The 22,282-nt window shown below is 62.6% G+C and carries 20 protein-coding genes; 14 read left to right on the forward strand and 6 right to left on the reverse strand.

Features of this window, described 5'->3' with window-relative positions; all coding sequences use genetic code 11:
- Positions 1-14: 14 nt before the first annotated feature.
- Positions 15-485 carry an NUDIX domain-containing protein gene (locus LFT47_RS18395; RefSeq protein WP_236812917.1) on the forward strand — a complete coding sequence of 157 codons (471 nt, stop codon included), beginning with the start codon at positions 15-17 and terminating at the stop codon, positions 483-485.
- Here LFT47_RS18395 and LFT47_RS18400 read toward each other — a convergent pair.
- Positions 482-913, reverse strand: a complete 432-nt coding sequence (locus LFT47_RS18400; protein ID WP_236812919.1) for a YybH family protein — start codon at positions 911-913, stop codon at positions 482-484. The genes LFT47_RS18395 and LFT47_RS18400 overlap by 4 nt on opposite strands.
- A gap of 214 nt (positions 914-1,127) precedes the next feature.
- On the opposite strand from LFT47_RS18400, the gene LFT47_RS18405 reads away from it, so the two are divergent.
- The 6 genes from LFT47_RS18405 (at position 1,128) to LFT47_RS18430 (ending at position 8,702) form a co-directional block, all read left to right on the forward strand.
- Positions 1,128-1,487: a VOC family protein gene (locus LFT47_RS18405; RefSeq protein WP_236812921.1), complete on the forward strand. Its 360-nt coding sequence runs from the start codon at positions 1,128-1,130 to the stop codon at positions 1,485-1,487.
- 59 nt (positions 1,488-1,546) lie between these two features.
- Entirely contained in the window at positions 1,547-3,937 is a 2,391-nt protein-coding gene (locus LFT47_RS18410) for an ATP-binding cassette domain-containing protein (RefSeq protein WP_236812923.1), read from the forward strand.
- A gap of 418 nt (positions 3,938-4,355) precedes the next feature.
- The gene (locus LFT47_RS18415) at positions 4,356-5,405 is read left to right on the forward strand and encodes a nucleotidyltransferase domain-containing protein (RefSeq protein ID WP_236812925.1); all 1,050 of its coding nucleotides are present in this window, start codon (positions 4,356-4,358) and stop codon (positions 5,403-5,405) included.
- Complete coding sequence (locus tag LFT47_RS18420; protein WP_236812927.1) at positions 5,402-6,859, forward strand: ThiF family adenylyltransferase; 1,458 nt, start codon at positions 5,402-5,404, stop codon at positions 6,857-6,859. Before LFT47_RS18415 ends, LFT47_RS18420 begins: the two co-directional genes overlap by 4 nt.
- Positions 6,856-7,371 (forward strand): Mov34/MPN/PAD-1 family protein, encoded by a 516-nt coding sequence (locus tag LFT47_RS18425; RefSeq protein ID WP_236812929.1) that lies wholly within the window; start codon positions 6,856-6,858, stop codon positions 7,369-7,371. Before LFT47_RS18420 ends, LFT47_RS18425 begins: the two co-directional genes overlap by 4 nt.
- Complete coding sequence (locus LFT47_RS18430) at positions 7,368-8,702, forward strand: SAVED domain-containing protein (protein ID WP_236812931.1); 1,335 nt, start codon at positions 7,368-7,370, stop codon at positions 8,700-8,702. The genes LFT47_RS18425 and LFT47_RS18430 overlap by 4 nt, the downstream gene beginning before the upstream one ends.
- 353 nt (positions 8,703-9,055) lie before the next feature.
- Here the strand turns inward: LFT47_RS18430 and LFT47_RS18435 are convergent, their stop codons facing one another.
- From LFT47_RS18435 to LFT47_RS18455, 5 genes are all read right to left on the reverse strand, one after another.
- Positions 9,056-10,456 (reverse strand): MFS transporter, encoded by a 1,401-nt coding sequence (locus LFT47_RS18435; protein ID WP_236812933.1) that lies wholly within the window; start codon positions 10,454-10,456, stop codon positions 9,056-9,058.
- A 126-nt stretch (positions 10,457-10,582) separates the two neighbouring features.
- On the reverse strand, positions 10,583-11,242 hold the full coding sequence (locus tag LFT47_RS18440) for a GntR family transcriptional regulator (RefSeq protein WP_236818689.1): 660 nt from the start codon (positions 11,240-11,242) through the stop codon (positions 10,583-10,585).
- Positions 11,243-11,364: 122 nt separating this feature from the next.
- On the reverse strand, positions 11,365-12,372 hold the full coding sequence (locus tag LFT47_RS18445) for a transketolase family protein (protein WP_236812935.1): 1,008 nt from the start codon (positions 12,370-12,372) through the stop codon (positions 11,365-11,367).
- On the reverse strand, positions 12,369-13,232 hold the full coding sequence (locus LFT47_RS18450) for a transketolase (RefSeq protein WP_236812937.1): 864 nt from the start codon (positions 13,230-13,232) through the stop codon (positions 12,369-12,371). Before LFT47_RS18450 ends, LFT47_RS18445 begins: the two co-directional genes overlap by 4 nt.
- Positions 13,233-13,282: 50 nt before the next feature.
- Complete coding sequence (locus tag LFT47_RS18455) at positions 13,283-14,620, reverse strand: MFS transporter (RefSeq protein ID WP_236812938.1); 1,338 nt, start codon at positions 14,618-14,620, stop codon at positions 13,283-13,285.
- A 193-nt stretch (positions 14,621-14,813) separates the two neighbouring features.
- Here LFT47_RS18455 and LFT47_RS18460 point away from each other — a divergent pair, with 193 nt between their 5' ends.
- From LFT47_RS18460 to LFT47_RS18490, 7 genes are all read left to right on the forward strand, one after another.
- Positions 14,814-15,638 carry a sugar phosphate isomerase/epimerase family protein gene (locus LFT47_RS18460; protein WP_236812940.1) on the forward strand — a complete coding sequence of 275 codons (825 nt, stop codon included), beginning with the start codon at positions 14,814-14,816 and terminating at the stop codon, positions 15,636-15,638.
- A 29-nt stretch (positions 15,639-15,667) separates the two neighbouring features.
- Positions 15,668-16,444 (forward strand): SDR family NAD(P)-dependent oxidoreductase, encoded by a 777-nt coding sequence (locus LFT47_RS18465; RefSeq protein WP_236812942.1) that lies wholly within the window; start codon positions 15,668-15,670, stop codon positions 16,442-16,444.
- A gap of 33 nt (positions 16,445-16,477) precedes the next feature.
- On the forward strand, positions 16,478-18,208 hold the full coding sequence (locus LFT47_RS18470) for a dihydroxyacetone kinase family protein (RefSeq protein WP_236812944.1): 1,731 nt from the start codon (positions 16,478-16,480) through the stop codon (positions 18,206-18,208).
- Entirely contained in the window at positions 18,205-18,684 is a 480-nt protein-coding gene (locus tag LFT47_RS18475) for an RpiB/LacA/LacB family sugar-phosphate isomerase (protein WP_236812945.1), read from the forward strand. Before LFT47_RS18470 ends, LFT47_RS18475 begins: the two co-directional genes overlap by 4 nt.
- 152 nt (positions 18,685-18,836) lie before the next feature.
- Positions 18,837-19,604, forward strand: coding sequence for a type 1 glutamine amidotransferase domain-containing protein (locus LFT47_RS18480; protein ID WP_236812947.1), 768 nt, complete (start codon positions 18,837-18,839; stop codon positions 19,602-19,604).
- A 214-nt stretch (positions 19,605-19,818) separates the two neighbouring features.
- On the forward strand, positions 19,819-20,844 hold the full coding sequence (locus LFT47_RS18485; protein ID WP_236812949.1) for a LacI family DNA-binding transcriptional regulator: 1,026 nt from the start codon (positions 19,819-19,821) through the stop codon (positions 20,842-20,844).
- 124 nt (positions 20,845-20,968) lie between these two features.
- Entirely contained in the window at positions 20,969-22,279 is a 1,311-nt protein-coding gene (locus LFT47_RS18490) for an extracellular solute-binding protein (protein ID WP_236812951.1), read from the forward strand.
- Positions 22,280-22,282: the final 3 nt, after the last annotated feature.

Here is a 22,282-nt window from a genome sequence, read left to right on the forward strand (position 1 = left end):
GCCTGGGAGGGCAAATGACTGTTCGAAGCGCGGGAATTCTGTTGTACCGTCGGCGCTCCACGGCGGAACTGGAAGTGTGGATAGCCCACATGGGCGGCCCGTTCTGGGCCCACAAGGATGCGCGCGCCTGGTCCATTCCCAAAGGTGAATACCTCGAAGACGAGGATTCCCTTGTGGCCGCCAAGCGTGAATTCGCCGAGGAGATGGGCACTCCCCCGCCCGCCGTCGAATATCACCAGCTGGGCATCTTCCGACAACCGTCGGGCAAACTCGTGGCGGCTTTCACGGCGGAGTCGGACTTCGACCCCGTGAGAATCGTGAGCAACACCTTCGAGCTGGAATGGCCGCGGGGATCCGGCGTCATCCGGAGCTATCCGGAGATCGACGACGCCATCTGGGCCACGGAGGCAGTTGCCCGCACCAAATTGGTCAGCGGGCAGGTGCCGATCCTTGACGCGTTGATCCGGCACCTTGGGAGCCACTAGGCCTGGACGATCGACTCGATGGGCCGCGGGGAAAGTATCGGATCCGCGTGACGGTGGAGAACCTTCCACTCCCCGTCTTCCCGGCGGAAAATCGTCGTCACCCGAAGGGGTATCGGGGACACCTCATCAGACCCGCCAACCTTGGCCCGTGCCCATTCGATTTCGACGATGTACGCAAGCTCCGTCCCGACATACCCGGAGATTCGTTCGAATCTGATGGGCTCGCCCTCCCTCAGCCCGGAAGACGCACGATCCATGGTCGCTTCGACCGCACTCGAGCCCCGCGCAGGCGGGCCGAGCGGATTAGCGAGCGTCACGTCACCGCGCTTTGAGAACAGCTTCTTCTGCTGCTCCGGGTCTCCCTTGACGAACGCATCGAGCGCTCGATGGTACTTCTCCACCATCAGATCGAGATCGGAATCGGACATTGGTTCCTCCAGCCTCGCTTCGCCTTGGCGCGGTACGCCAGGGGCCATGTTCGGCCATCGTGGCACCGCTCAACAGGGATGTCCATAGAACGAAACTCCCGGGCCCAGACCGGTCAGGAATGGAGAAGCGCCGCTTCCGGGCCGCGCCTAGAATGGCGGTCATGGACAACACCGTCCACGCCAGCTTCGTCCCCTAATGACTTCAGGAGTGATCATGAGCGACTCTTCCAACGAAGGAATCAAGACCGTGCTGCATCCCGTTACGGACCTCGCCGCGGCGAAGGCTGTGTACACGGCTTTGCTCGGCATAGCGCCGCAGGCCGATGGGCCGTATTACGTCGGCTTCGACGTCGCGGGCCAGCACATCGGGCTCGTTCCGGGAGGCGGACCGCAGGCCATGACCTCGCCCGTTGCTTACTGGCACGTTTCGGACATCGAGGCGAAGCTGGCCGAGGTGACTGCCGCCGGCGCTACCCTGAAGGAAGCAGCCCGCGACGTCGGGGGCGGCCGTCTGGTTGCCACCGTGACCGACCCGGACGGCAACGTCCTGGGGCTGCTTCAAGATCCCCAATAGCCAACCAGACTCGCCGACGAAGACCGCGAAGACGACCCCGCGTAAAAGATGGAGACACCATGAGCACGGCCACGAGCACGGACACGCAGTCGCCTGAGCTGCATACTGCCGACACCCACGATCTGATTCGCGTGCAGGGTGCCCGGGAGAACAATCTCAAGGACATCAGCATCGAGCTGCCTAAGCGCCGGCTGACGGTGTTCACGGGCGTCTCCGGTTCGGGCAAGAGCTCCCTCGTGTTCGCCACGATCGCCGCGGAATCGCAGCGCATGATCAACGAAACGTACAGCACCTTCGTGCAAGGTTTCATGCCGACTATGGCCCGGCCGGACGTGGACCTGCTCGAAGGACTCACGACCGCGATCATCGTCGACCAGGAGCGAATGGGCGCAAACCCCCGTTCCACAGTGGGTACCGCCACCGACGCCAACGCCATGCTGCGCATGCTCTTCAGCCGGCTTGGCCAGCCGCACATCGGATCGCCGCAAGCGTTCTCGTTCAATGTCGCCTCGATCTCGGGCGCGGGCGCGGTCACCGTAGAGCGCGGCGGCACCACGACGAAAGAGCGCCGCAGTTTCAGCATCACGGGCGGCATGTGCCCGCGCTGCGAAGGGCGGGGTTCGGTCACGGATTTCGATCTGACCGCCCTGTACGACGGCGGCAAGTCGCTCGCCGAGGGCGCCCTCACGATCCCCGGCTACAGCATGGACGGCTGGTACGGCCGCATCTTCAGCGGCTCCGGCTTCTTCGACATGGACAAGCCGATCAGCAAGTACACCAAGAAGGAACTCCACGACCTGCTCCACAAGGAGCCGACCAAGATCAAGGTCGAGGGAATCAACCTGACCTACGAGGGCCTGATTCCCAAGATCCAGAAGTCTATGCTTTCCAAGGACCCGGAGGGGATGCAGCCACATATCCGCGCCTTCGTCGAGCGGGCCATCACCTTCACGACCTGTCCCGATTGCGATGGCACCCGGCTCACCGAGGCGGCCCGCTCGTCAAAGATCAAGGGAATCAGCATCGCGGACGCGTGCTCGATGCAGATCAGCGACCTTGCCGAATGGGTGCGCGGGCTCGACGAACCGTCGGTGGCACCGCTCCTCAAAGGGCTGCGGCACCTCCTTGACTCGTTCGCTGAGATCGGGCTCGGCTATCTCTCGCTCGACCGGCCGGCAGGAACGCTCTCCGGCGGTGAGGCGCAGCGCACCAAGATGATCCGGCATCTGGGATCCTCGCTCACGGACGTCACCTACGTCTTCGATGAACCCACGATCGGATTGCACCCGCACGACATCGAGCGCATGAACAAGCTGCTGCTGCAACTGCGCGACAAGGGCAACACCGTGCTCGTCGTGGAGCACAAACCGGAGGCGATAGCGATCGCCGACCACGTGGTCGACCTCGGTCCCGGCGCAGGCTCCGCCGGTGGCGAAGTGGTCTTTGAGGGCACCCTCGAGGGGCTGCGTTCCAGCGGCACCCTGACCGGGCGCCACCTCGAGGACCGCTCAACCCTCAAGAAGACCGCACGGAAACCCGCGGGCGCACTGGAGATTCGTGGCGCGGCTGCGAACAACCTGCGCGACGTCGACATCGACATTCCGCTCGGGGTCCTGGTTGTCGTCACGGGCGTCGCCGGATCCGGCAAAAGCTCGCTGATTCACGGCTCGCTGTCCGGGAGGGACGGCGTCGTGTCGATCGATCAGGCGGGGATCAAGGGCTCGCGGCGGAGCAACCCCGCGACGTACACCGGGCTGCTCGAGCCCATACGCAAGGCGTTCGCGAAGGCCAATGGCGTGAAGCCGGCACTGTTCAGCGCGAATTCCGAGGGCGCATGCCCCACCTGCAACGGCGCGGGCGTCATCTACACGGATCTCGGGTTCATGGATACCGTGTCCACCCCCTGCGAAGAGTGCGAAGGCAAACGGTTCCAGGCATCGGTGCTCGAATACCGCCTCGGCGGCCGCAACATCGCGGAGGTGCTGGCGATGTCCGTGAAAGAGGCCGAGGAGTTCTTCTCCGACGGCGAGGCCCGCATTCCGGCGGCCCACGCGATCCTGCAGCGGCTGGCCGACGTCGGACTCGGCTACCTCAGCCTCGGCCAACCGCTCACCACACTTTCCGGCGGCGAGCGGCAGCGGATCAAACTCGCCACCCACATGGGCGAAAAGGGCGGTGTGCTGATTCTCGATGAGCCCACCTCGGGCCTGCACCTCGCCGACGTCGAACAGCTGCTTGACTTGCTGGACCGGCTCGTGGACTCCGGGAAGTCTGTCATCGTTATCGAGCACCACCAGGCGGTCATGACGCATGCCGACTGGATCATCGATCTCGGCCCGGGCGCGGGTCACGACGGCGGCCGGATCGTTTTTGAGGGCACGCCCGCCGATCTCGTCGCCGCCCGCTCAACCCTTACAGGCCAGCACCTGGCGGCCTACGTGGGCGGGTGACCTGGCGGTAAACGTGCCCAGAGAAAGGGACCCAGAAGCAGTCAATAGAATAATTTCGCCAACCACTTGCAGGAAAGGAAAGTTCACCCTGTCATAACTAGCGGCCAAGTCCGAGGGTGCAACCGGTGCCCACCCCCTCACGGAGCGAGAAATCGGTGGTTGATTCTGAATCGATCTAGTTTAAGCAAGACAAAGGAGAGTCGCTCACGCACAGTAGGGAACCGTTCGAATCCACCGGCCCGGGCGTCGGTGCCGAACAGCCCCCTGTGAGACATGGAGCATCTTAGGCAAATCTTGAGCGAATTCTAAACTGTTCTTGGGGTTGGAATGACATACTTGTAATACCACATATTGTGGTTGCGTGAATGGGCTACTACCATATGTAGTACTTGGATTCGAAGCTTTGCAAGTACCGCCAATGGCGTCCACCAAGCAGATCGGCTCAAACGAAGGGGACAGGATGGCTTTGCTTAGTGGGGAATTCTCAACGGCGCTAGGACGTATTGAACCGGGGGCTGACAAGGAAAACGCCCCGGAAGCTCATCAATTGGTTCGAAGCGTGCTTGAATCGGACGCAACACTAGCTGAGTACGGGATCAAGAGTGTGCTGATCGGCTCCTACAAGCGACGCGTCTCGATTCGACGAGTAAAAGACGTTGATGTTTTTTGCATGCTTGAGGAACTTCCAGTCGGTGTGACGTCCAAAGAAATCCTGGACAAATTCTTCGAGGTTCTACACGGAGCTTTCGGCCGTGACTCCAGCGGGCACCAGCGAACGAAACGTCAGGACCGCAGCCTTCAGGTGGATTTCCCAGAGTTCGACCTATACGTCGATGCCGTGCCGGCGCGACCTCATTGGGACAAGAACTCCTGGGAGATCCCCAAACGCGGTCAAGACAATGACTGGCAGCAGACGAATCCGGATCTTCTGACCTCGCTGACGCAGCAAATGAACGACGCGCATGCCGCGATGTATGTCCCCACCGTCAAGTTACTGCGCCAAACGCGTAGGGCACTCATGGGCCATTCGAAGCCGGGCGGCTTCTTCATCGAAATTGCCACCTATCAGGCGTTTGCGAGTGGGGCAGTGGTGGGGCAGAACCAAGCAGACTATTACGCTTCCGCACTGGCCGTAGTCGCAAAGTTGATCAAGAACCACGTTGACTACGGACTCAGCATCGGAGATCCCACGCTGCCCGGGCTCCCACTCTCAGTGCGTGCCAAGACGGAAGAATTTGAGCGCCTAAAGACCACGTTTGCGGGAGCGTCTGAGTCGGCAGCCCGGGCCTTGGCAGAAGAAGACCGTGGAAAGGCGGCCCTGGGATTCCGGAATCTTTTGGGCGTAAACGGTGACGGTGAAGAGGTCTTTCCGATGCCTGCAGGCTACGAGGAAGACGGGACAAAGAAGGAGCGTCTCATCGTACCGGGCGACGCGCATGTCCCGGCAGGGAGCCGCAACTTCGGGTGAAAGCGGCATGGGATGAGGAACTTGCATCACACCGGGCCGAATTCGAGGAGGGCCTGGCCAGAGCGGGATTCCGGCTAAAGGAGTCCGAGTGGCGCGGCACTGTTGATCGTGGTGGATCAACAGCACAGGTCACAGTGGTTCTGCCCGATCAGTTCCCGTTGTCGCGCCCGAAAGTCTACCCAGCCGACGAAGCGTCAGTTCCCTGGTCTTGGCATCGAGAGAGAGATGGAGCGCTCTGCCTCATAGCTGAGGAAGACTACTCCGATCTCTGGTGGATCAATGTTGGTGACTTCCTTGCCCACGTCTCGCGCTGGTTCGTCGAGGCGGATCGAGGATGGCCGAACGACAGACCAGACCTTGATCTGGACCGATACTTCGAATCGAGCACGGATTCAACACTCATTCTCTACGGCGACTTGGACAGGTATAGGAACGCCTATGTGCGGTTCGCCCGCCAGGCCAACAACACACTCGTCCTCAAGGGACTTGGACGCCGCAAAGGAAACTCCTACCGAAAGTCCTTCTATGGATACATCGGAGAACTTGGAGAACTCACGGTGCCCCCAAGGTCTTGGGAGGACATTGTTGCGCTGTTGCCGGAAGGGACGACGCTTGAGTCTGCCATTACTGCCGACTGTGTGAGGCTCCTCCTCTTACGCTACACACGCGGAGAACACCATGGCGTACTCACCCTCGACGTCCAACCTAACTCCAACGGAGGCATGAGCGTTCAAAGCCGCGTCAGCGCCAGCACGGTATTGGATGCACGAACACTTCGAGCGGGTCCAAACCGTCGTGTTCTTTGCCGAAAGTCCGTGGCCATAGTCGGGGTGGGCGCCATAGGCTCACACACCGCAGATCTTATGATGCGCGCAGGCATTGCGAAGATGACCTTGGTGGACTCCGACGTGCTCAAGCCCGGAAACGTCGTAAGGCATCTCGCCGGCCCTGCCCATGTCGGGTTACCGAAAGTCGAGGCGGTTGCGAGGACCTTGAAAACCAGCGATGGAGTGAAAGCCATTGACGTCATACCCAAAGTCACGAGGATCTCCCGAGGCGAGGAAGCGCTGAAATTGGTCGAGCAGCATGACCTCGTTATCGACACATCCGCCGACTTCAGCTGCACAGCCCTACTTAGGGCCGCGGCACACGCCGCGGGCAAGCAGATCGTCAGCGGATGCATCCAGAACCGCGGGCGAACGGCTCGTGTCGACATCCTGCCAGCCCGGGCCGATCAGCAACCAGTACCGGATTCCCGTGGTCTTCAATTCAACGAGGACAACGTCCCAGACCTTTATGAAACCGGTTGTGCTAGCCCCGTTTCTCCGGCGACGCCGCACATAGTTGGTCTGGCGGCGGCCCTGACATCCCACTACGCCGTGGAACTTCTGTCAGAAAAGCCAATTGCGCTGGCCGGGCACGTCGTTCATCTTGGTCTCGAGGCACCGACATGAGGCCGCGCCAGCCGATCGTCCATCTGTCCCACCAATCTGCCGCACGTATTCTCGGCCTGGCCGAGCTGGCCCTTCCGTTTGAAAGCGGCGGCATCCTCGTCGGTTACCGCGAATCAGACGACATTGTCGTGTCCGAGGTGTTGCTCGTTCCACCAGAGTCCGTCGGTTCGAGTCATTACCGGCGCGATGGCAGAGTCGCCGACACGCTTCTTCAGGAATATTTGCAGACCGGTAGCGAAATAGAGGGATACGTCGGCGAGTGGCACAGCCATCCAGCCCCAATTGGACCAAGCCGCCTAGATCTCAGAACTCTCAAGGAACTCGCGGCGGTCGCAGAGGGGTCGGTGGCGCTCATCGTCTGTGCTTTCACCAAGGATCAGTCCCACCACACCTTTCATCTGCGTTGGGCCCGTCGCACGGCGGGCCACCGGATTTCACTAACGACCCCAGAGTTACGTCAGAGCTACTCCGCACCAAGCACTCCCGTTCCCGATCAGGAGATCCGTCAATGAATACATTGAAGCCAGAAATTTCCCCGGATGGCCCGTATTTCGTGTCTTACCGGCAGAGCGATGGCACGGACACCGCTGTCCCTGTTGCTTGGCTCTTGCGCGCCGCAGGACTGCCGGTGTGGCACGACCAAACGGACCTTCCGCCGGGGAATACCGAAACCAGGCTCGATGAAGCTCTAACGGGTGGACTTGCCGGCGCGGTACTCGTTGTGACCCCGGAAATGCAGTTTAGCGGGGTCGTTCGGCACAGAGAATTACCCAAACTGCTAGAACTGGACAGAGATCCGCGCTTTGGGTTTGGCATTGCCAACACGGTTCGAAGCACGTCCGGTCGCGTCGACTACGCTGCACCGGATCGAATACTTGATCAGGTGCCCGGAACGTTGTCAAACAAGAAGCAGCACTCCGTGGACACCGCCGGGGAACGGAGACAACTCATTAGAGATCTAGTCATTGCCCATATCCACCAAAAGAGGGCGGCGATCCGCGACGCCGATTCGACCATTCGAATCATGACCCAGACTAGGACACCACCCCAAGCATGGGAGGAGGATACGGCCGATCTGAAGGTCCGCATCCGGCCCGGCCAAACAGGACGGCTTCCAAATCTCGAGGGTTTGGAAGACCTTGCACTGGCGTTGCCCATCGTTGCGGACGGTGTTTCGGCCAGTGGCGCGAAAACAGTTCACATCAGTGGCGGCATGCATCTCTCTGTCGCACTTGCCGTCGGCGCCGCGCTGCCTTCGACCATCGTCAGGAAGATTCTTGTGGAGGATGTCGACGGCAACGTATGGGTGTCGGGGCCGGCTACGCAAGCGCATAGTGATCCCGAACTTCTCGTTCGGCACAACCACCTAGTCAATACAATCAGTCCGGACGGCAGCTCGAAGGTGCTCGTATACATGGACCTCATGCCGACGCCGAGCGATGCGGCGCTAAAAACTGTCCTTAGAGACAGGGCGGGCGAGTTTGTATCCTTTGAGCATTTCAAGTCTCGCTCCGGCCAGATGATGAGTCACACCGATGCGCCGTCTTTGGCCGCTGAAATGCTCCATAAGATCAAAAAGATCTCGGGCGAGAATTCGAATGCGGAGATTCACCTTCTCTTCCGCGGCCCATACGCGCTTGCGGTGCTGCTTGGAAGACTGCTCAACACCCTAAGGGTCGTGGCATACGAGTGGGATGACACCCCCACAAAACCTGATTCCGGACCAGCACCAAGGTACGAGCCGGTCCTGACTCTGTGCCCGAGTGTTCCAGAAGGACCAATCAGCAGGATCCATCCGCGGCAGGAACCGGATGCTGTGATGGCGACCGCAACCAAAAACTGACCGAGAATGCAGCCTGTGTTGTGACCTGCCGGGCTCGAATTTTGAACGCCCGAGCCAGTCGGGTCAGTCTTCGAAGTCGGCCAGGGCTCTTTGTCTCCGGGTACGTGCTGTTTCGAAATGAACTTTGACAAAGTCTTAGTGTGCCGCGGATCGATTTGCCTCACTCAGGTAGGTTACGGCGCGCTACATCAGGGCACAGTGCGGTGCTCGCGGTCTTCCTTCTTCACCGTTGCCTTGATCGTCTGTGTCCTAACGGACCTGATTTTCCGGCCGCCAGCAGGCTCCAAGGAAATGCGAAGAACACGGGCATGACAGCCGAAGTGTAAGACGGTTGGCGGTATGGCGATGCTTGATCAGCTCCTACCGGCGTCCGGCGAGTGGATGAAAAGGCTGGCGAGCGCGGTGAGAAGAAGAAGCGACGCCGCGATGATGAAGCTGGTCTGCATACCGTGGACGAAGTTCGTGCGGTCTGCGATGAGAGCGCCGAAGACGGCGATGGCGACCGCGCCGCCCACTTGGCGGAAGGTGTTGAAGACCGCGCTTGCCGTGCCCGCTTTTTCGCTCGGGACGCTCGCGAGTACGACGGCGGTGACCTGCGGCATCGCGATCGATCCCCCCGAACCCGTGAAAATCAAGAAGACACCGACGAGCAGCGGCGACCCCAGCGGCGCCGTGAGAAGCATCGCAGTGAGCCCCACCACCATGGACGTCAATCCGACGACCACCGGCACCCGCGTCCCGAACCGGTTCGAGAGGGTACCGCTGACGATGTTCCCGACGATGCTGAACGCCGCCGAAGGAAGGAACGTGAAACCGGCCTGAAGAGGTGTCAGCCCGAGGTGCTGTTGGAGAAACAGACTGACCACAAAGACGGTCCCGAAGTGGCCAACCATGAACGCGAAACCGACCGAGAGCGAAATTCTCATGCCAGTGGAGCGAAACAGCTCAAGCGGCATCATCGGGTGCCGGCCGCGCGCCTGGATCAAAAGGAAAGCCGCGAGGCTAACCCCTGCGAGCACCAAGCTACCAATCACGGGTACCGTGCCGAAGCCCTCGGTCCCTCCCGTAATGAGTCCGTACATCAACGCGGTCAGGGCAACGATCGCCGCGGCCTGGCCTGCCCAGTCGAACGGAGTCGGCCGTCGCGGGGACGTCGCAACGGAAGCCAGGAGCACCAGCATCGCGATGCACACGGGAAGGTTGATGCCGAACACGAGCCGCCAGTCCAGTGTGGTGAGGAGGCCGCCGACAAGCGGTCCCACGGCTCCGGCGACTGCCCCGCCAACCGCCCAGATCCCGAGTGCATGTGCGCGACGGCGGGGATCGGGAAAAGCTTGCCGGATCAGCGCCATCGACGCCGGCAGCATGATCGATGCGGCACCTCCTTGGAGGAAGCGGGCGGCAATGAGCACTCCCGACGTCGGCGCGAGTGCGCACGCGACCGACGCCACCAGAAACAGTGCGATACCCCATCCCAGCGCCCTTTTAGCACCGATCCGATCCGAAAGGTTCCCTGCGAACAGCAACAACGCGGCGAACATCAGCGTGTAACCGTCGATCACCCATTGCAGGCTGGCCGTTCCGCCCCCGAGTTCCTTACCGATGCTGGTAAGCGCGACATTGACGATCAGGATGTCGAGGGTGATGAGGAAGAACCCCAGCGACGCAATCATGAGCGTGAGCCGTGCCCGGGGTGCATCGGCCATGGCTGAGGGAGGAACCGGAGCCGGAAAAGTGGTTTCGGGACGAGTCATGGTTTAAAGGAAACAGCCTATGCAGAAAACAAGGGAGACTCTGTCCTGAGGGGTACTGGCAGTGACCCCTTCAGAGGCGCCGTTACCGCAGTTGGGCGCCGCCGTCGGGCACCCGCCGTCGGGCGCTTAGGCGACCAGCACCGCGGCAGCGCTGTCCATGTGCTCGAGGATGGTCTTGCGCGCCAGCGATGCATCACCGGTCTCGATGGCCGCCACGATGTCGTGGTGCCGCTCGACGCTCATGTTCTTGACGCCCTTTTCCAGTCCGGCAAACATGATGGACATCCGGATGGATCCCTCCAGCGACTCCCAGGAATGGAGCAGGGTCTCGTTTCCGGTAAGGCGACACATGGTGCGGTGGAATTCCAGATCGGACTCGATCCGTTCCTCGAGGCTTCCCTTGGCCGCGGCGGCCATGGCATCGATGGCGGAGCGCAGGGAGGCGATCACCTGTTGGCGGTCCGGCAACTCGCAGAGCGTGCGCGCAGCGAGGGACTCCAGGGCTGCCCGCACGGAGTAGATATCGCGGATTTCCTTGGCGTCGAGATGGCGGACGGAGAGCCGGCCGCGCGGACCAGCGGACAGCAGGCCTTCCTGCTCGAGTTGCCGCAAGGCTTCCCGGAGCGTCCCGCGGCTGATCTGGAGCATGTCCGACAGCTCGGTTTCCACCAAATGGCGTCCCGGCGCCAGCTCGCCGCTGGTGATGGCGGTGCGCAGGGCAGAGAGCGCCTGCTCGCGGAGGCTCTTCTTTTCCAGTCCCAGAAGGGGTGCTGTTGCTCCGGCCATCATGTCCGTCCTCAATGTCAGTGGTCGACTGTTTACAGTCGGCGTGTTAACTGTTGATCTTACGGCAGGAGCGCGGAACCGGCCCATGCCTGCTCCGCGCTCCTGCCAACGAATTGCCAGGCTCAGCCCAGTTCAGCGAGGACCTTCGCCACGATCCGCTGTACCGACAATCCGTAGCGCTCGTGCAGGGTGGGCAGCGCACCGGCGTCGAGGAACTCATCCGGAAGCGCCACCGGAACCACCCGCTTGCCCAGCCCAGCCGTGACCACGGCGGAGGCCACGGTTTCGAACAAGCCGCCCACCACGCTGTGGTTCTCCAACGTGACGGCCAGGCGGTCGGTGTTCAGTTCCGCCAGGACGGTGGCGGCGTCGAACGGTTTGATGGTGGGCGCATGCACGACGGCGACGTCCACCTTGTGCGCGGCAAGCGCCTCCGCTGCCTGCAGCGCACGCATGGTCATCAGCCCGCTGGACACGAACACGACGTCGTTGCCACCACGAAGCACCTTCGCCTTGCCGAGTTCGAACGCGTAGTCGTACTCGTCCAGCACAGTGGGCACGTTGCCGCGGAGGAGGCGCAGGTAAGTGGGACCGTCGCTGGCGGCCAGTTGCGGCACAGCTTGTTCGATGTCCACGGAGTCGCATGGATCGACGATGGTCAGATTCGGCATGCCGCGGAATATCGCCATGTCTTCGGTGGCCTGGTGGCTGGGGCCGTACCCCGTGGTCAGCCCAGGGAGTCCGCCGACGATGTTCACGTTGAGGTTCGGCTCGGCGATGTCGAGGCACAGGAAATCGTAGGCCCGGCGCGCGGCGAACACGGAATAGGTCGAGGCGAACGGCACCAAGCCGGTCTCGGCCAACCCTGCGGCCGCACCGAAGAGCAACTGCTCAGCCATGCCCATCTGGAAAAACCGCTCCGGGAACGCCTTCGCGAAGATATGCATGTCCGTGTATTTGCCCAGGTCGGCGGTGAGCCCGACGATTCGCGGGTCAGCCTCGGCGGCCTTCACCAACGCGTGCCCGAAGGGTGCGGCAGAAGTCTTCTGGCCCGGATCCGCGAAGGACGCGATCATGGCCGAGGTTTTCAGCTTGGGGGCTGCACCCTTCGAAGCGGTGACGGTGCTCATCGGCCGGCCTTCCCGTTGGATCCTGCAGTCAGTTGCTTGCGGCAGAGCTGCCATTCGTGTTCTTCGATGCGCATGAAGTGCGCCTTTTCACGTTCCTCGAGCAGCGGCACGCCGCGCCCCACCTTCGTGTCGCACAGGATGACGGAAGGACGCCCGACGGCGGCGGCCTGGGCGGCTGCGTTGTCGAACGCGGCCAGCAACGCGCCGACGTCGTTCCCGTCCACCCTCTGGGTATACCAGCCGAAGGCCTTCCACTTCTCCATCACGGGTTCGGTCCGGAGGACGGTGTCCGTCTTGCCATCTGCCTGGAGGGCGTTGATATCCACCATCGCGGTGAGGTTCCCCAGTTGGTGGTGGTGCGCGCCCATGGCGGCTTCCCAGGTGGATCCTTCGTCCAGCTCGCCGTCAGAGAGGAAGTTGTACACCCTTGCCCCGGAGCCCTCTTCCGATTGAGCGCGGTGCCGGAGGCCAAGGGCCATTCCGACGGCGATGGAGAGCCCGTGGCCAAGCGACCCTCCGGAGATTTCCATGCCCGGCGTGTATGTCGACATCCCTGACATGGGGAGGCGGGAATCGTCTGAGCCGTAGCTTTCGAGTTCCTCCACGGGAATGATTCCGGCCTCGGCCAGGGCTGCGTAGTGGCCGATCGCGTAATGGCCCGTGGAGAGGAGGAAACGGTCCCGGCCCTCCCACTCGGGATCATTGGCACGGTAGCGGAGCTGGTCCGCGTAGACCGCGGCTAGCATGTCCGCCGCACCGAGTGCCTGGCCAACGTAGCCCTGCCCCTGGACTTCGCCCATGTTGAGGGCGTGGTGCCGGATCCGGGTGGCGGCTGCGCCCACGCGTTCGATACGTTCCATCGCCGTTTCTCCGATTCGTCCTGCCGTTTTTTGGTCCTGGGCCACCGTCATTAGACATTCACCGACTGGGGGGTGCTTTTGGTGGCCTCATCGGCCAACTCGCGTTCCCGCTTGCCCCAGGTTTCTCGGGTAGCCAAAGCCGCCCAAAGACCGATGGCCGCGTACAGGCCGAAGAGCAATGCCGGGCCCATCCATCCGATGGCGACGAAGAGCAGGGTGGTGATGAAGGGGGTGAAGCCCGAGATCGTGGCCGAGATCTGATAGGCCAGTGAAGCTCCCGAAGCGCGGGTTTTCGCCTGGAACAGCTCGGGGAACCAGGCGCCCTGGGCGCCGGCAAGCGAGTTCTGGCAGACGCCGTAGGAGACGGCGATCGTGGCAATGATGAAGATGAACAAACCGGTGTTGACCAGCAGGAACATCGGGATGGCAAAGAGCACTGCAAAGGCGCAGGACCAGATGTAGACGGGACGCCGTCCGATCCGGTCCGTCAGCCGTGCCCAGGCCTGGGTTGCGAAGATGCCGATGGCCGAAGCGATGCAGAGGGCCACCAGGGTCTGGGTCTTATCCGCCAAGTGCTGGCTGTTCAGGTAGGAGATCATGTACGTGATGGAGACGGCGTAGCCTGCGGTCTCGGCAATGCGGAGGCCGATTCCCTTGACGATGTTGCGCCAGTCGGTCTTCAGGACCTCGACGATGGGCGACTTCACGATTGCGCCGCTCTCCTTGACCTCGTCGAAGACCGGGGATTCCGGGACCTTGGAGCGGATGATCAAGCCGACGACAACCAACACGATGCTGGCGAGGAACGGAATGCGCCAGGCGAGTTCGCCGCCAAGCTGGACGCTGACAAGGAACGTCAGGTTGGCCAGCAGGAGTCCCACGGGGAATCCGGCCTGGACGATGCCCGTGTACTTTCCCTTCTTCTTCCACGGAGCGTGCTCATAGCTCATCAGGATGGCGCCGCCCCACTCGGCCCCGAAGGCCAGGCCTTGGACGATGCGGACGAATACGAGGAGCGCGGGCGCCAGGAGGCCCACTTGGCTGTAGGTGGGAAGAAGGCCGATCAGGAACGTAGCCACACCCATCAGGATCAACGAGGCCACGAGGACGGGCTTGCGTCCCAGCTTGTCGCCCAGGTGGCCGCCGATGATGCCGCCGATAGGCCGGGCAGCGAAGCCGACGCCGAGGGTCGCGAAAGCGGCGAGGGTTCCGGTCACGGGATCGCCCGTCGGGAAGAAGGCCGTTCCGAAATACAGGGCAGCCGCGGTGCCGAAGCCGATGAAGTCATAGGTTTCGATGACTGCGCCCACGCCGGAGCCGATGGCGACGCGCCTGGCGTCCTTGGTGCCGTGGACCGGACCGCGCATGGTCAGAGCTTCTTTGCTCATTGGTGAATCCCTTTCGAAGAGCGACTGAGGCTAGGCGCTTCAGCACTGTCGACTGTTAACACATGATACGCCAGTGTGACCTGCATCATCCATTTCTGTCAACAGTCAACTTCAAGGGTTGACTGTTAACAGTTAACTTAGCTACTGTGGTTCCCATCACTACTGCCTTCGGGCACAACTGGAGGAAACGAAGATGTTCAACTCCCGACTCGGTTGCTCGTCCATCAGCTTCCGGCACCAGGATCTACCCACGGCATTGCGCACCATCAATGGCCTGGGCTTTGAGGAAATCGACCTCGGCGCACTGCCGGGCGTCTGCGATCACGTCCCCTATGAGCTTGATTCCGACGCCGTCGCGGCCGTGGCTGCGGAGGTTGCCGCCTCGGGGTTGCGGGTCCGCTCGGTCAACGGCGATATAGGCGACCTCAATGCAGTGCTCGACGCCGGCCAGCGCGTCGCCCGCCAAAGTCACCTTGATGCGCTCCTCACCCTCACCGCCAACACCGGCGCGAAGGCCCTGGTCCTCCCCTGCGGCGCCTTGTCACACGATCCTGTCCGGAGCCTCGACGAGGACCTGGACACCATCGCAGCCCAACTCATTGGTGCCGGACAGCGCGCGGCGGAGTTCGGCGTCGAACTCTGGACCGAATCCCTGCACTTCCTCCGGTTCTGCTGGAACCTCGGCCGCGCGGACCAGCTGGCCGCGCGGCTGGCGGGCTCCGGCGTCGGGATTGTCATGGACTTCAGCCACATCGTCGCCGCGGGCGAAGACCCGCTCGAGTACATCGAACGCCATCAGGGCCGGATAGCACATGTCCACCTGCGGGACGCGGTACCGGGCAACATCAACCTCAGCATCGGAAACGGCCAGGCTGACTTCGCCGCCGGACTCAGCTCGCTGGCAGCCACCGGCTACAGCGGCCATTTCTCGCTCGAGCTCGAAACCCGCGATGTCACCCACGACGAACGCCCGGCAGCGGCCGCCAAAGCCGCCAGCTTCATCACAGACCTCATCTGACTTTCACAACAACAAACCCAAGGAGCATCATGACCACCACCATCCAGCGAACCGCCGTCCTGACCGGGGCAACCTCGGACCGGGGCATCGGCATCACCACCGCACGCCGCTACGCCAGTAACGGCTGGGCAGTGGTGATCCTGGACCTCGACGGCGAGAAGTCCGCCAAGGTCGCAGCGGAAATCGGCAACCAGTTCAACGTCCCTGCGTTCGGGTACGAGATCGACGTCGCCAACGAAGCTTCCGTCAACGCGGCGTACAAGGCAGTCGCCGCCGAGATCAGCGCAGGCAACCTCCCCGCCGTCGGCGCGCTCGCCAACATCGCGGGCATCACCTCCCCTGTGCCGTTCCTCGAAACCACGCTCGAACTCTGGCACAAGATCATGGACGTGAACGCTACCGGCACCTACCTGGTGACCAAGGCTTTCCTGCCTGACATGATCGCCAGCGGCTGGGGCCGCATCGTCAACATGTCCTCCGTCTCCGCCCAGCGCGGCGGCGGCGTCTTCGGCAAGGTCCCCTACTCCGCCGCAAAGGCAGCCATCCTCGGCTTCACCAAGGCATTGGCGCGCGAAATCGGCGCAACCGGCGTCACCGTGAACGCCATCACTCCGGGCGCCGTGGACACGAACATCCGCGTCGGCAGCACCGACGAGCAGGAAGCCGCCATCAACGCTGGGATCCCGCTGGGCCGCAACGCCACCACCGAGGAAATCGCCGCCGTCATCACGTTCCTGTCGTCCGAGGAATCCGCCTACCTCACCGGCACCACCATCGACATCAACGGTGGAAGCCACATCCACTAGCAGTCCCCGCATCCGTAGCCGAAAGAGCCCACGATGACCAAAATCTTCAACGATCCCGCCGATTTCGCGGACGAAGCCCTCGCCGGCTTCTGCGACCTCCACTCTGGCCTGGTACGCCAGGTTCCCGGCGGCGCAGTGCGCCGCCACCGCCCCGAGCAGCCCAAGGTCGCGGTCCTGGCCGGCGGCGGATCCGGGCACTACCCGGCATTCGCCGGACTCATCGGCGCGGGATTTGCCGACGGCGCCGTCGTGGGCAACATCTTCACCTCGCCGTCCGCCCAACAGGCCTACTCCGTGGCCAAGGCCGCGGACTCCGGCGCCGGAGTGGTGTTCACTTACGGCAACTACGCCGGGGACGTCCTGAACTTCGGCATGGCGAGCGAGCGCTTGGCTGCGGAAGGCATCGCCGTGGAAAACGTCCTGGTGACGGACGACATCGCGAGCGCGCCGCCGTCGGAATCTGCCAAACGCCGTGGCATCGCGGGCGACTTCACGGTCTTCAAGGTCATGGGCGCCGCCGCCGAAGCGGGAGTCGGGCTGGCCGACGTCGTGCGCTTGGGCCGGAAGGCCAATAGCCTGACCCGTACCATCGGCAGTGCCTTCCACGGCTGCACCTTCCCCGGCGCCGAAGCGCCGCTGTTCACGCTCAAGGACAAGCAGATGGGACTCGGCTTGGGCATCCACGGCGAGCCAGGATTGTTCGACACCGATCTTCCGCCGGCCAAGGAACTCGGCCAGGAGCTCGTTGCGCGGCTGTTGGCGGAGACTCCGCACGGAGCGGGCAACCGCATCGCGGTCATCCTCAACGGACTCGGCTCCACCAAGCACGAAGAACTCTTCGTCCTGTGGCTAACCGTGGCTCCGTTGCTGCGCGCAGCCGGGTACATTTTGGTCCTGCCGGAGGTCGGCGAACTGGTCACCAGTCTGGACATGTCCGGCGTCTCCCTCACCATCACCTGGCTCGACGAGGAACTCGAACCGCTTTGGACGGCGCCGGCCGAAACGCCCGCTTACCGGCGCGGCAACGCGGCGCTTGCTGGCGGTTTGTTTGCCGAGGAAGCGTACGACGGCGGCCCAGTCGCCACGGAGTTTGCGGCCACCCTCGACTCGCGCAACTACGCCGCGAACTGCGCTACCGCGCTCGAGGCGGCCCGGAAAGCACTGCACGACGCCGAATCTCACCTTGGCGACATGGACGCGGTAGCGGGCGACGGCGATCACGGCCGCGGGATGGTCCGCGGAATCGACGCCGCCTCTGCCGCAGCCGCGAAGGCCTTGGCCGATGGTGCCGGAGCCGGCGATATGTTGGCAGCCGCAGGCGACGCCTGGGCGGACAAGGCCGGCGGAACGTCGGGCGTCCTGTGGGGCGCGGGCCTCCGGGCATTCGGCGAGTCCCTCGGCAATGACGAGGCGCCGGAACCGGCTGAACTTGCCGCGGCCGTGACGGCGTTCGCTGCACGGATCACTGATCTGGGCAAGGCCGAGATCGGCGACAAGACCATGGTGGATGCCCTGCTCCCCTTCGCCGAAACCTTCAGCAAGCGCGTCTCCGAGGGTGTCCTTCCGGATGTTGCCTGGGCCGAAGCCGCGGCGGCGGCCACCTCGGCCGCGCAAGCCACGGCTTCTCTCCGTCCGCTCAAAGGACGGGCCCGGCCGCTCGCCGAGAAGAGCGTGGGCACAGCCGACCCCGGAGCCACATCGCTGGCAATGATCTTCACAGTCATGGGCCCGCATCTTGTGAGTGCCGGGAAGGTCGCAGCATGACTACGAAAGGTTTCCGACTCATCCTGGGCGCCGATGAAGCAGGCGTGGACTACAAAGACCGGATCATGGCGGACTTGCGGGACGATCCCCGGGTCAGCGAAATCATCGATATCGGCGTCAACCGCGGCGACTCCCCGGAGGACTTCACCACGCCCTATCCGTACGTCGGGATCAAGGCGGGCGAACTCATCCGGGACGGCCGTGCTGACCGGGCGATCCTGTTCTGCGGCACGGGAATCGGCGTGGCCATCGCGGCGAACAAGGTGGACGGCATCCGCGCCACCACGGCCCACGATTCCTTCTCGGTGGAGCGATCCATCCTGTCCAACGATTGCCAGGTACTCACCATGGGCCAGCGCGTCGTCGGGGTGGAACTGGCCAGCAGGTTGGCACGGGAATGGCTCGGCTACGCCTTCGATCCGGCCTCCGCGTCGGCCGACAAGGTCAAGGTGCTCACGGATTTCGAGGGCTGCTGATTCCCGTCCCCCGGTCCCAACTGACTCGCATTTGTTGTCGTTTAGGGGCCTCATAACGACAACAACTGCGAGTCAGTTGGGTCTTACACCACCCGGGGTGGGCCTCAATTTGGGGCAGGCGTAGGGTGGAATGTGGACGATAGGAGCACTTCATGAAGAAAATCCTCATGGTACTGACCAGCGTTTCCGAGCTCGGCGATACAGGAAAGAAGACCGGCTACAACGTGGCCGAGGCCGCACATCCCTGGAAAGTCTTCAAGGATTCCGGACACTTCGTCGACTTCGCATCCATCAAGGGCGGCCAGCCGCCGCAGGATGAAGTGGACCCGCAGGATCCCATCCAGGTCGCCTTCACGACAGACGAGACTACGCGCGCCGGTCTCTACAACACGGCCCGCGTGGACGTCGTTGATCCGGGACAGTACGACGCAGTCTTCCTCGTGGGAGGCCACGGCACAATGTGGGACTTCCCGGACAGCGAAGGCCTGCAGAACCTGGTTGCGAGCGTCTACGACGCCGGTGGTGTGGTTGGCGCCGTCTGCCACGGACCGGCGGGTTTGGTGAACGTGGACCTGGCCGACGGGTTCCGGCTCATCGGCGGCCGGGAAGTGGCGGCCTTCACCAACGACGAAGAAGTTGCCGCAGGCATGGACAAGGTCATCCCGTTCTTCCTGGCCGACCGGCTCAAGGAACAGGGCGCGATCCACGTGTTCGCCGATGTCTTCGCAGAGAAGGTCGCTGTCTCCGAGCGGTTGGTGACCGGGCAGAACCCTGCCTCTGCCGCTGGTGTTGCGAAAGAGATGGAGAAGCTCCTGGCGGTGGTCATCCGCCAGGAAAAGGCCGAGGAACAGCACGAGGCCGAGGCCCTTCGCGCAGAGAAGGACGCCAAAAAGGCCGCTGCGGCAGACACAGAGCAGTAACGCCTGCAGCTTATTGATACTGGCGGCCGCCCCGATGACGGGGCGGCCGCCATTTTCGTCGGAGCTGCCGCCGGTATCGGCGACTGCCGAGAAGCGACTCGCGAATTCCACCCCAATTTCTTGCTTGCTCTTGACAATGGCTCCCTGAACCGGTTCAGTAGAGGTAACAAAACCGGTTCAGTGATCCCAATCACCAAGTGGCAATGAGGCAAACATGACAGTGACCATCAACGACGTTGCGCAGGCAGCCGGCGTGAGCAAGGGTGCCGTCTCGTACGCGTTGAATGGGCAGCCCGGCGTCAGTGATGACACCCGGGAGCGCATTCTCAGGGTAGCCAGGGAACTGGGGTGGAAGCCGAATCTTCGCGCCAAGAGCCTGTCTTCGGCCAAGGCCTTCGCCGTCGGGTTGGTTGTGGCAAGGGACCCCCGGCTTTTGGGCACGGACCCTTTCTTCCCCGCGTTCATCGCCGGGATCGAGACCACGTTGGTTGAGCACGAATACGTCTTGGTCCTCACAGTCGCCGCCAGCGCCGACGCCGAGGAACTGGGCTATCGGAAGCTGGCCGCCGATAGCCGCGTGGACGGAGTCATCCTTACGGACATGAGGGTTGACGACTCCCGGATCGCTTTGTTGAAGAGCCTCAAGATTCCGGCCGTCACCCTTAATCGGCCCGAAACCCCCTCGCCGTTCCCTGCTGTCTGCATGGACGATACCGAAGGCATCGCGGCCGCCGTCGAACACCTCGTTTCGCTGGGACACACCAGAATCGGGCACGTGGGCGGACCGCAGAGTTACATTCACGGCCGAAGCCGGCGCTTGGCTTGGCAAAATGCCATGTCGAAAGCGGGGCTCGAGGCCGGTTCCTTCATTGAGGCGGACTTCACGGCAGCCGGCGGATTGGCGGCTACTGCGGAACTGCTTCGCTCGACCCAGCGGCCCACAGCGATCATCTACGCGAACGACCTCATGGCCACTGCCGGACAGTCCTACGCCCAGTCCCTCGGGCTGGCTGTTCCGGGTGATTTATCCATCACGGGCTACGACGACACCGAGCTCGCCAGGTACCTCAACCCTCCGTTGACCACTGTCCCAGCCGATCCGTTGCTCTGGGGCCGTGTTGCCGCGCAGCAGTTACTGAGCCTCCTCGGCGGAGCTCCTGCGGAAGACGTCTATCTGCCCTCCCCGAAGCTGGTAGTCCGCGCCTCCACCGGACCTGCCCCCGGCACGCCGGATAACTAACCGCCTTCCACGTCCAGTCTTACGAATATCGATTTACCCGCAATTGTGTGGGGTTATTTGCCATTCCCGTTTGAAGGCAATGTCGCCGCCGCATATTCAGTTTTCACCCGCAAAAGGAGTTGCAATGAAGCACGGAAAAATTAGTTCGAGAGTCCTCTCCCTTACCGCTATTGCCGTTATCGGAGCCGGCCTGGCCGCATGCGGTGGAGGCGCCTCCAGCGGCACAGCTTCTGGAGCGAACTCTGCCACCACAGCCAAGGGTCCCATCAAGATCTGGTACTCCAACAACGAGTTCGAGGTGAAATGGGGCAAGGACATGGTGGCCTCATGGAACGCTGCCCACCCGGACCAGCAAGTCGATGCACAGGAAATCCCGGCAGGCAAGAGCTCCGAAGAGGTTATCGGGGCAGCAATTACCGCCGGTAACGCCCCCTGCCTGGTCTTCAACACGGCTCCCGTGGCGGTTCCGCAGTTCCAGAAGCAGGGTGGCCTGGTCCCGCTGGACTCCTTCCCGGACGGCGCCCAGTACATCAAGGACCGCACCGGCGATCTCGCCAATCAGTACAAGTCCTCCGACGGCAAGATGTACCAGCTTCCGTGGAAGTCCAACCCGGTGGTCCTCTTCTACAACAAGGACGTCTTCGCGAAGGCCGGACTGGACCCGGCAAACCCCAAGCTTGCCACCCAGTCTGAGTTCCTGGATACTGCCCGCACCCTCGTGAAGTCCGGCGCGGTTGCCAACGCCGTGTGGCCTTCGCCCACGAGCGACTTCTACCAGCCCTGGTTCGACTTCTACCCGTTCTATGCAGCCAGTTCAGGTGGCACCACCCTGCTCAAGGATGGCAAGTCCACCTTTGACAGCGATCAAGGCAAGCAGGTCGCCACGATGTTCCAGACCCTCTACAAGGAGAACCTGGCATCCAAGGAAGCGTACAAGGGGGACTCCTTCGCCGACGGCAAGGCCGGCATGTCCCTCGCAGGCCCTTGGGCCGTCGCCGCTTACAAGGGCAAGGTGAACTGGGGCACGGTCCCGGTCCCGGGTACCCAAGCCCAGACCAACGGCTCCACCTTCTCCGACGCCAAGAACATCGCCATGTACTCCTCGTGCAAGAACCAGGGCACCGCGTGGGAGGTCATGAAGTTCGCCACCAGCAAGGAACAAGACGGCAAACTCCTCTCCGGTACCGGCCAGATGCCGATGCGCAAGGATTTGGCCACCACGTACGCGGACTACTTCAGCCAGAACCCGGCCTACAAGACCTTCGCCGACGAAGCCGCACGCACCGTGGAAGTCCCCAACGTGTCCAACTCAGTCCAGATCTGGCAGACCTTCCGTGATGCTTGGAGCAAGTCCGTGATCTTCGGCAACCAGAGCATCGACGACGCTTTCAAGGGTGCTTCTGACAAGATCAACCAACTGGCAGCCCAGAAGTAGCAG

Source organism: Arthrobacter sp. FW306-2-2C-D06B, from assembly GCF_021789175.1.
GTDB lineage: Bacteria > Actinomycetota > Actinomycetes > Actinomycetales > Micrococcaceae > Arthrobacter.

Coding starts and splice junctions, on each gene's coding strand:
- LFT47_RS18470 (WP_236812944.1), top strand. CDS start 16,478: ATGACCAAAATCTTCAACGATCCCGCCGATTTCGCGGACGAAGCCCTC.
- LFT47_RS18395 (WP_236812917.1), top strand. CDS start 15: ATGACTGTTCGAAGCGCGGGAATTCTGTTGTACCGTCGGCGCTCCACG.
- LFT47_RS18415 (WP_236812925.1), top strand. CDS start 4,356: ATGGCGTCCACCAAGCAGATCGGCTCAAACGAAGGGGACAGGATGGCT.
- LFT47_RS18480 (WP_236812947.1), top strand. CDS start 18,837: ATGAAGAAAATCCTCATGGTACTGACCAGCGTTTCCGAGCTCGGCGAT.
- LFT47_RS18435 (WP_236812933.1), bottom strand. CDS start 10,456: ATGACTCGTCCCGAAACCACTTTTCCGGCTCCGGTTCCTCCCTCAGCC.
- LFT47_RS18450 (WP_236812937.1), bottom strand. CDS start 13,232: ATGGAACGTATCGAACGCGTGGGCGCAGCCGCCACCCGGATCCGGCAC.
- LFT47_RS18490 (WP_236812951.1), top strand. CDS start 20,969: ATGAAGCACGGAAAAATTAGTTCGAGAGTCCTCTCCCTTACCGCTATT.
- LFT47_RS18410 (WP_236812923.1), top strand. CDS start 1,547: ATGAGCACGGCCACGAGCACGGACACGCAGTCGCCTGAGCTGCATACT.
- LFT47_RS18445 (WP_236812935.1), bottom strand. CDS start 12,372: ATGAGCACCGTCACCGCTTCGAAGGGTGCAGCCCCCAAGCTGAAAACC.
- LFT47_RS18455 (WP_236812938.1), bottom strand. CDS start 14,620: ATGAGCAAAGAAGCTCTGACCATGCGCGGTCCGGTCCACGGCACCAAG.
- LFT47_RS18485 (WP_236812949.1), top strand. CDS start 19,819: ATGACAGTGACCATCAACGACGTTGCGCAGGCAGCCGGCGTGAGCAAG.
- LFT47_RS18440 (WP_236818689.1), bottom strand. CDS start 11,242: ATGGCCGGAGCAACAGCACCCCTTCTGGGACTGGAAAAGAAGAGCCTC.
- LFT47_RS18425 (WP_236812929.1), top strand. CDS start 6,856: ATGAGGCCGCGCCAGCCGATCGTCCATCTGTCCCACCAATCTGCCGCA.
- LFT47_RS18460 (WP_236812940.1), top strand. CDS start 14,814: ATGTTCAACTCCCGACTCGGTTGCTCGTCCATCAGCTTCCGGCACCAG.
- LFT47_RS18430 (WP_236812931.1), top strand. CDS start 7,368: ATGAATACATTGAAGCCAGAAATTTCCCCGGATGGCCCGTATTTCGTG.
- LFT47_RS18405 (WP_236812921.1), top strand. CDS start 1,128: ATGAGCGACTCTTCCAACGAAGGAATCAAGACCGTGCTGCATCCCGTT.
- LFT47_RS18400 (WP_236812919.1), bottom strand. CDS start 913: ATGTCCGATTCCGATCTCGATCTGATGGTGGAGAAGTACCATCGAGCG.
- LFT47_RS18465 (WP_236812942.1), top strand. CDS start 15,668: ATGACCACCACCATCCAGCGAACCGCCGTCCTGACCGGGGCAACCTCG.
- LFT47_RS18475 (WP_236812945.1), top strand. CDS start 18,205: ATGACTACGAAAGGTTTCCGACTCATCCTGGGCGCCGATGAAGCAGGC.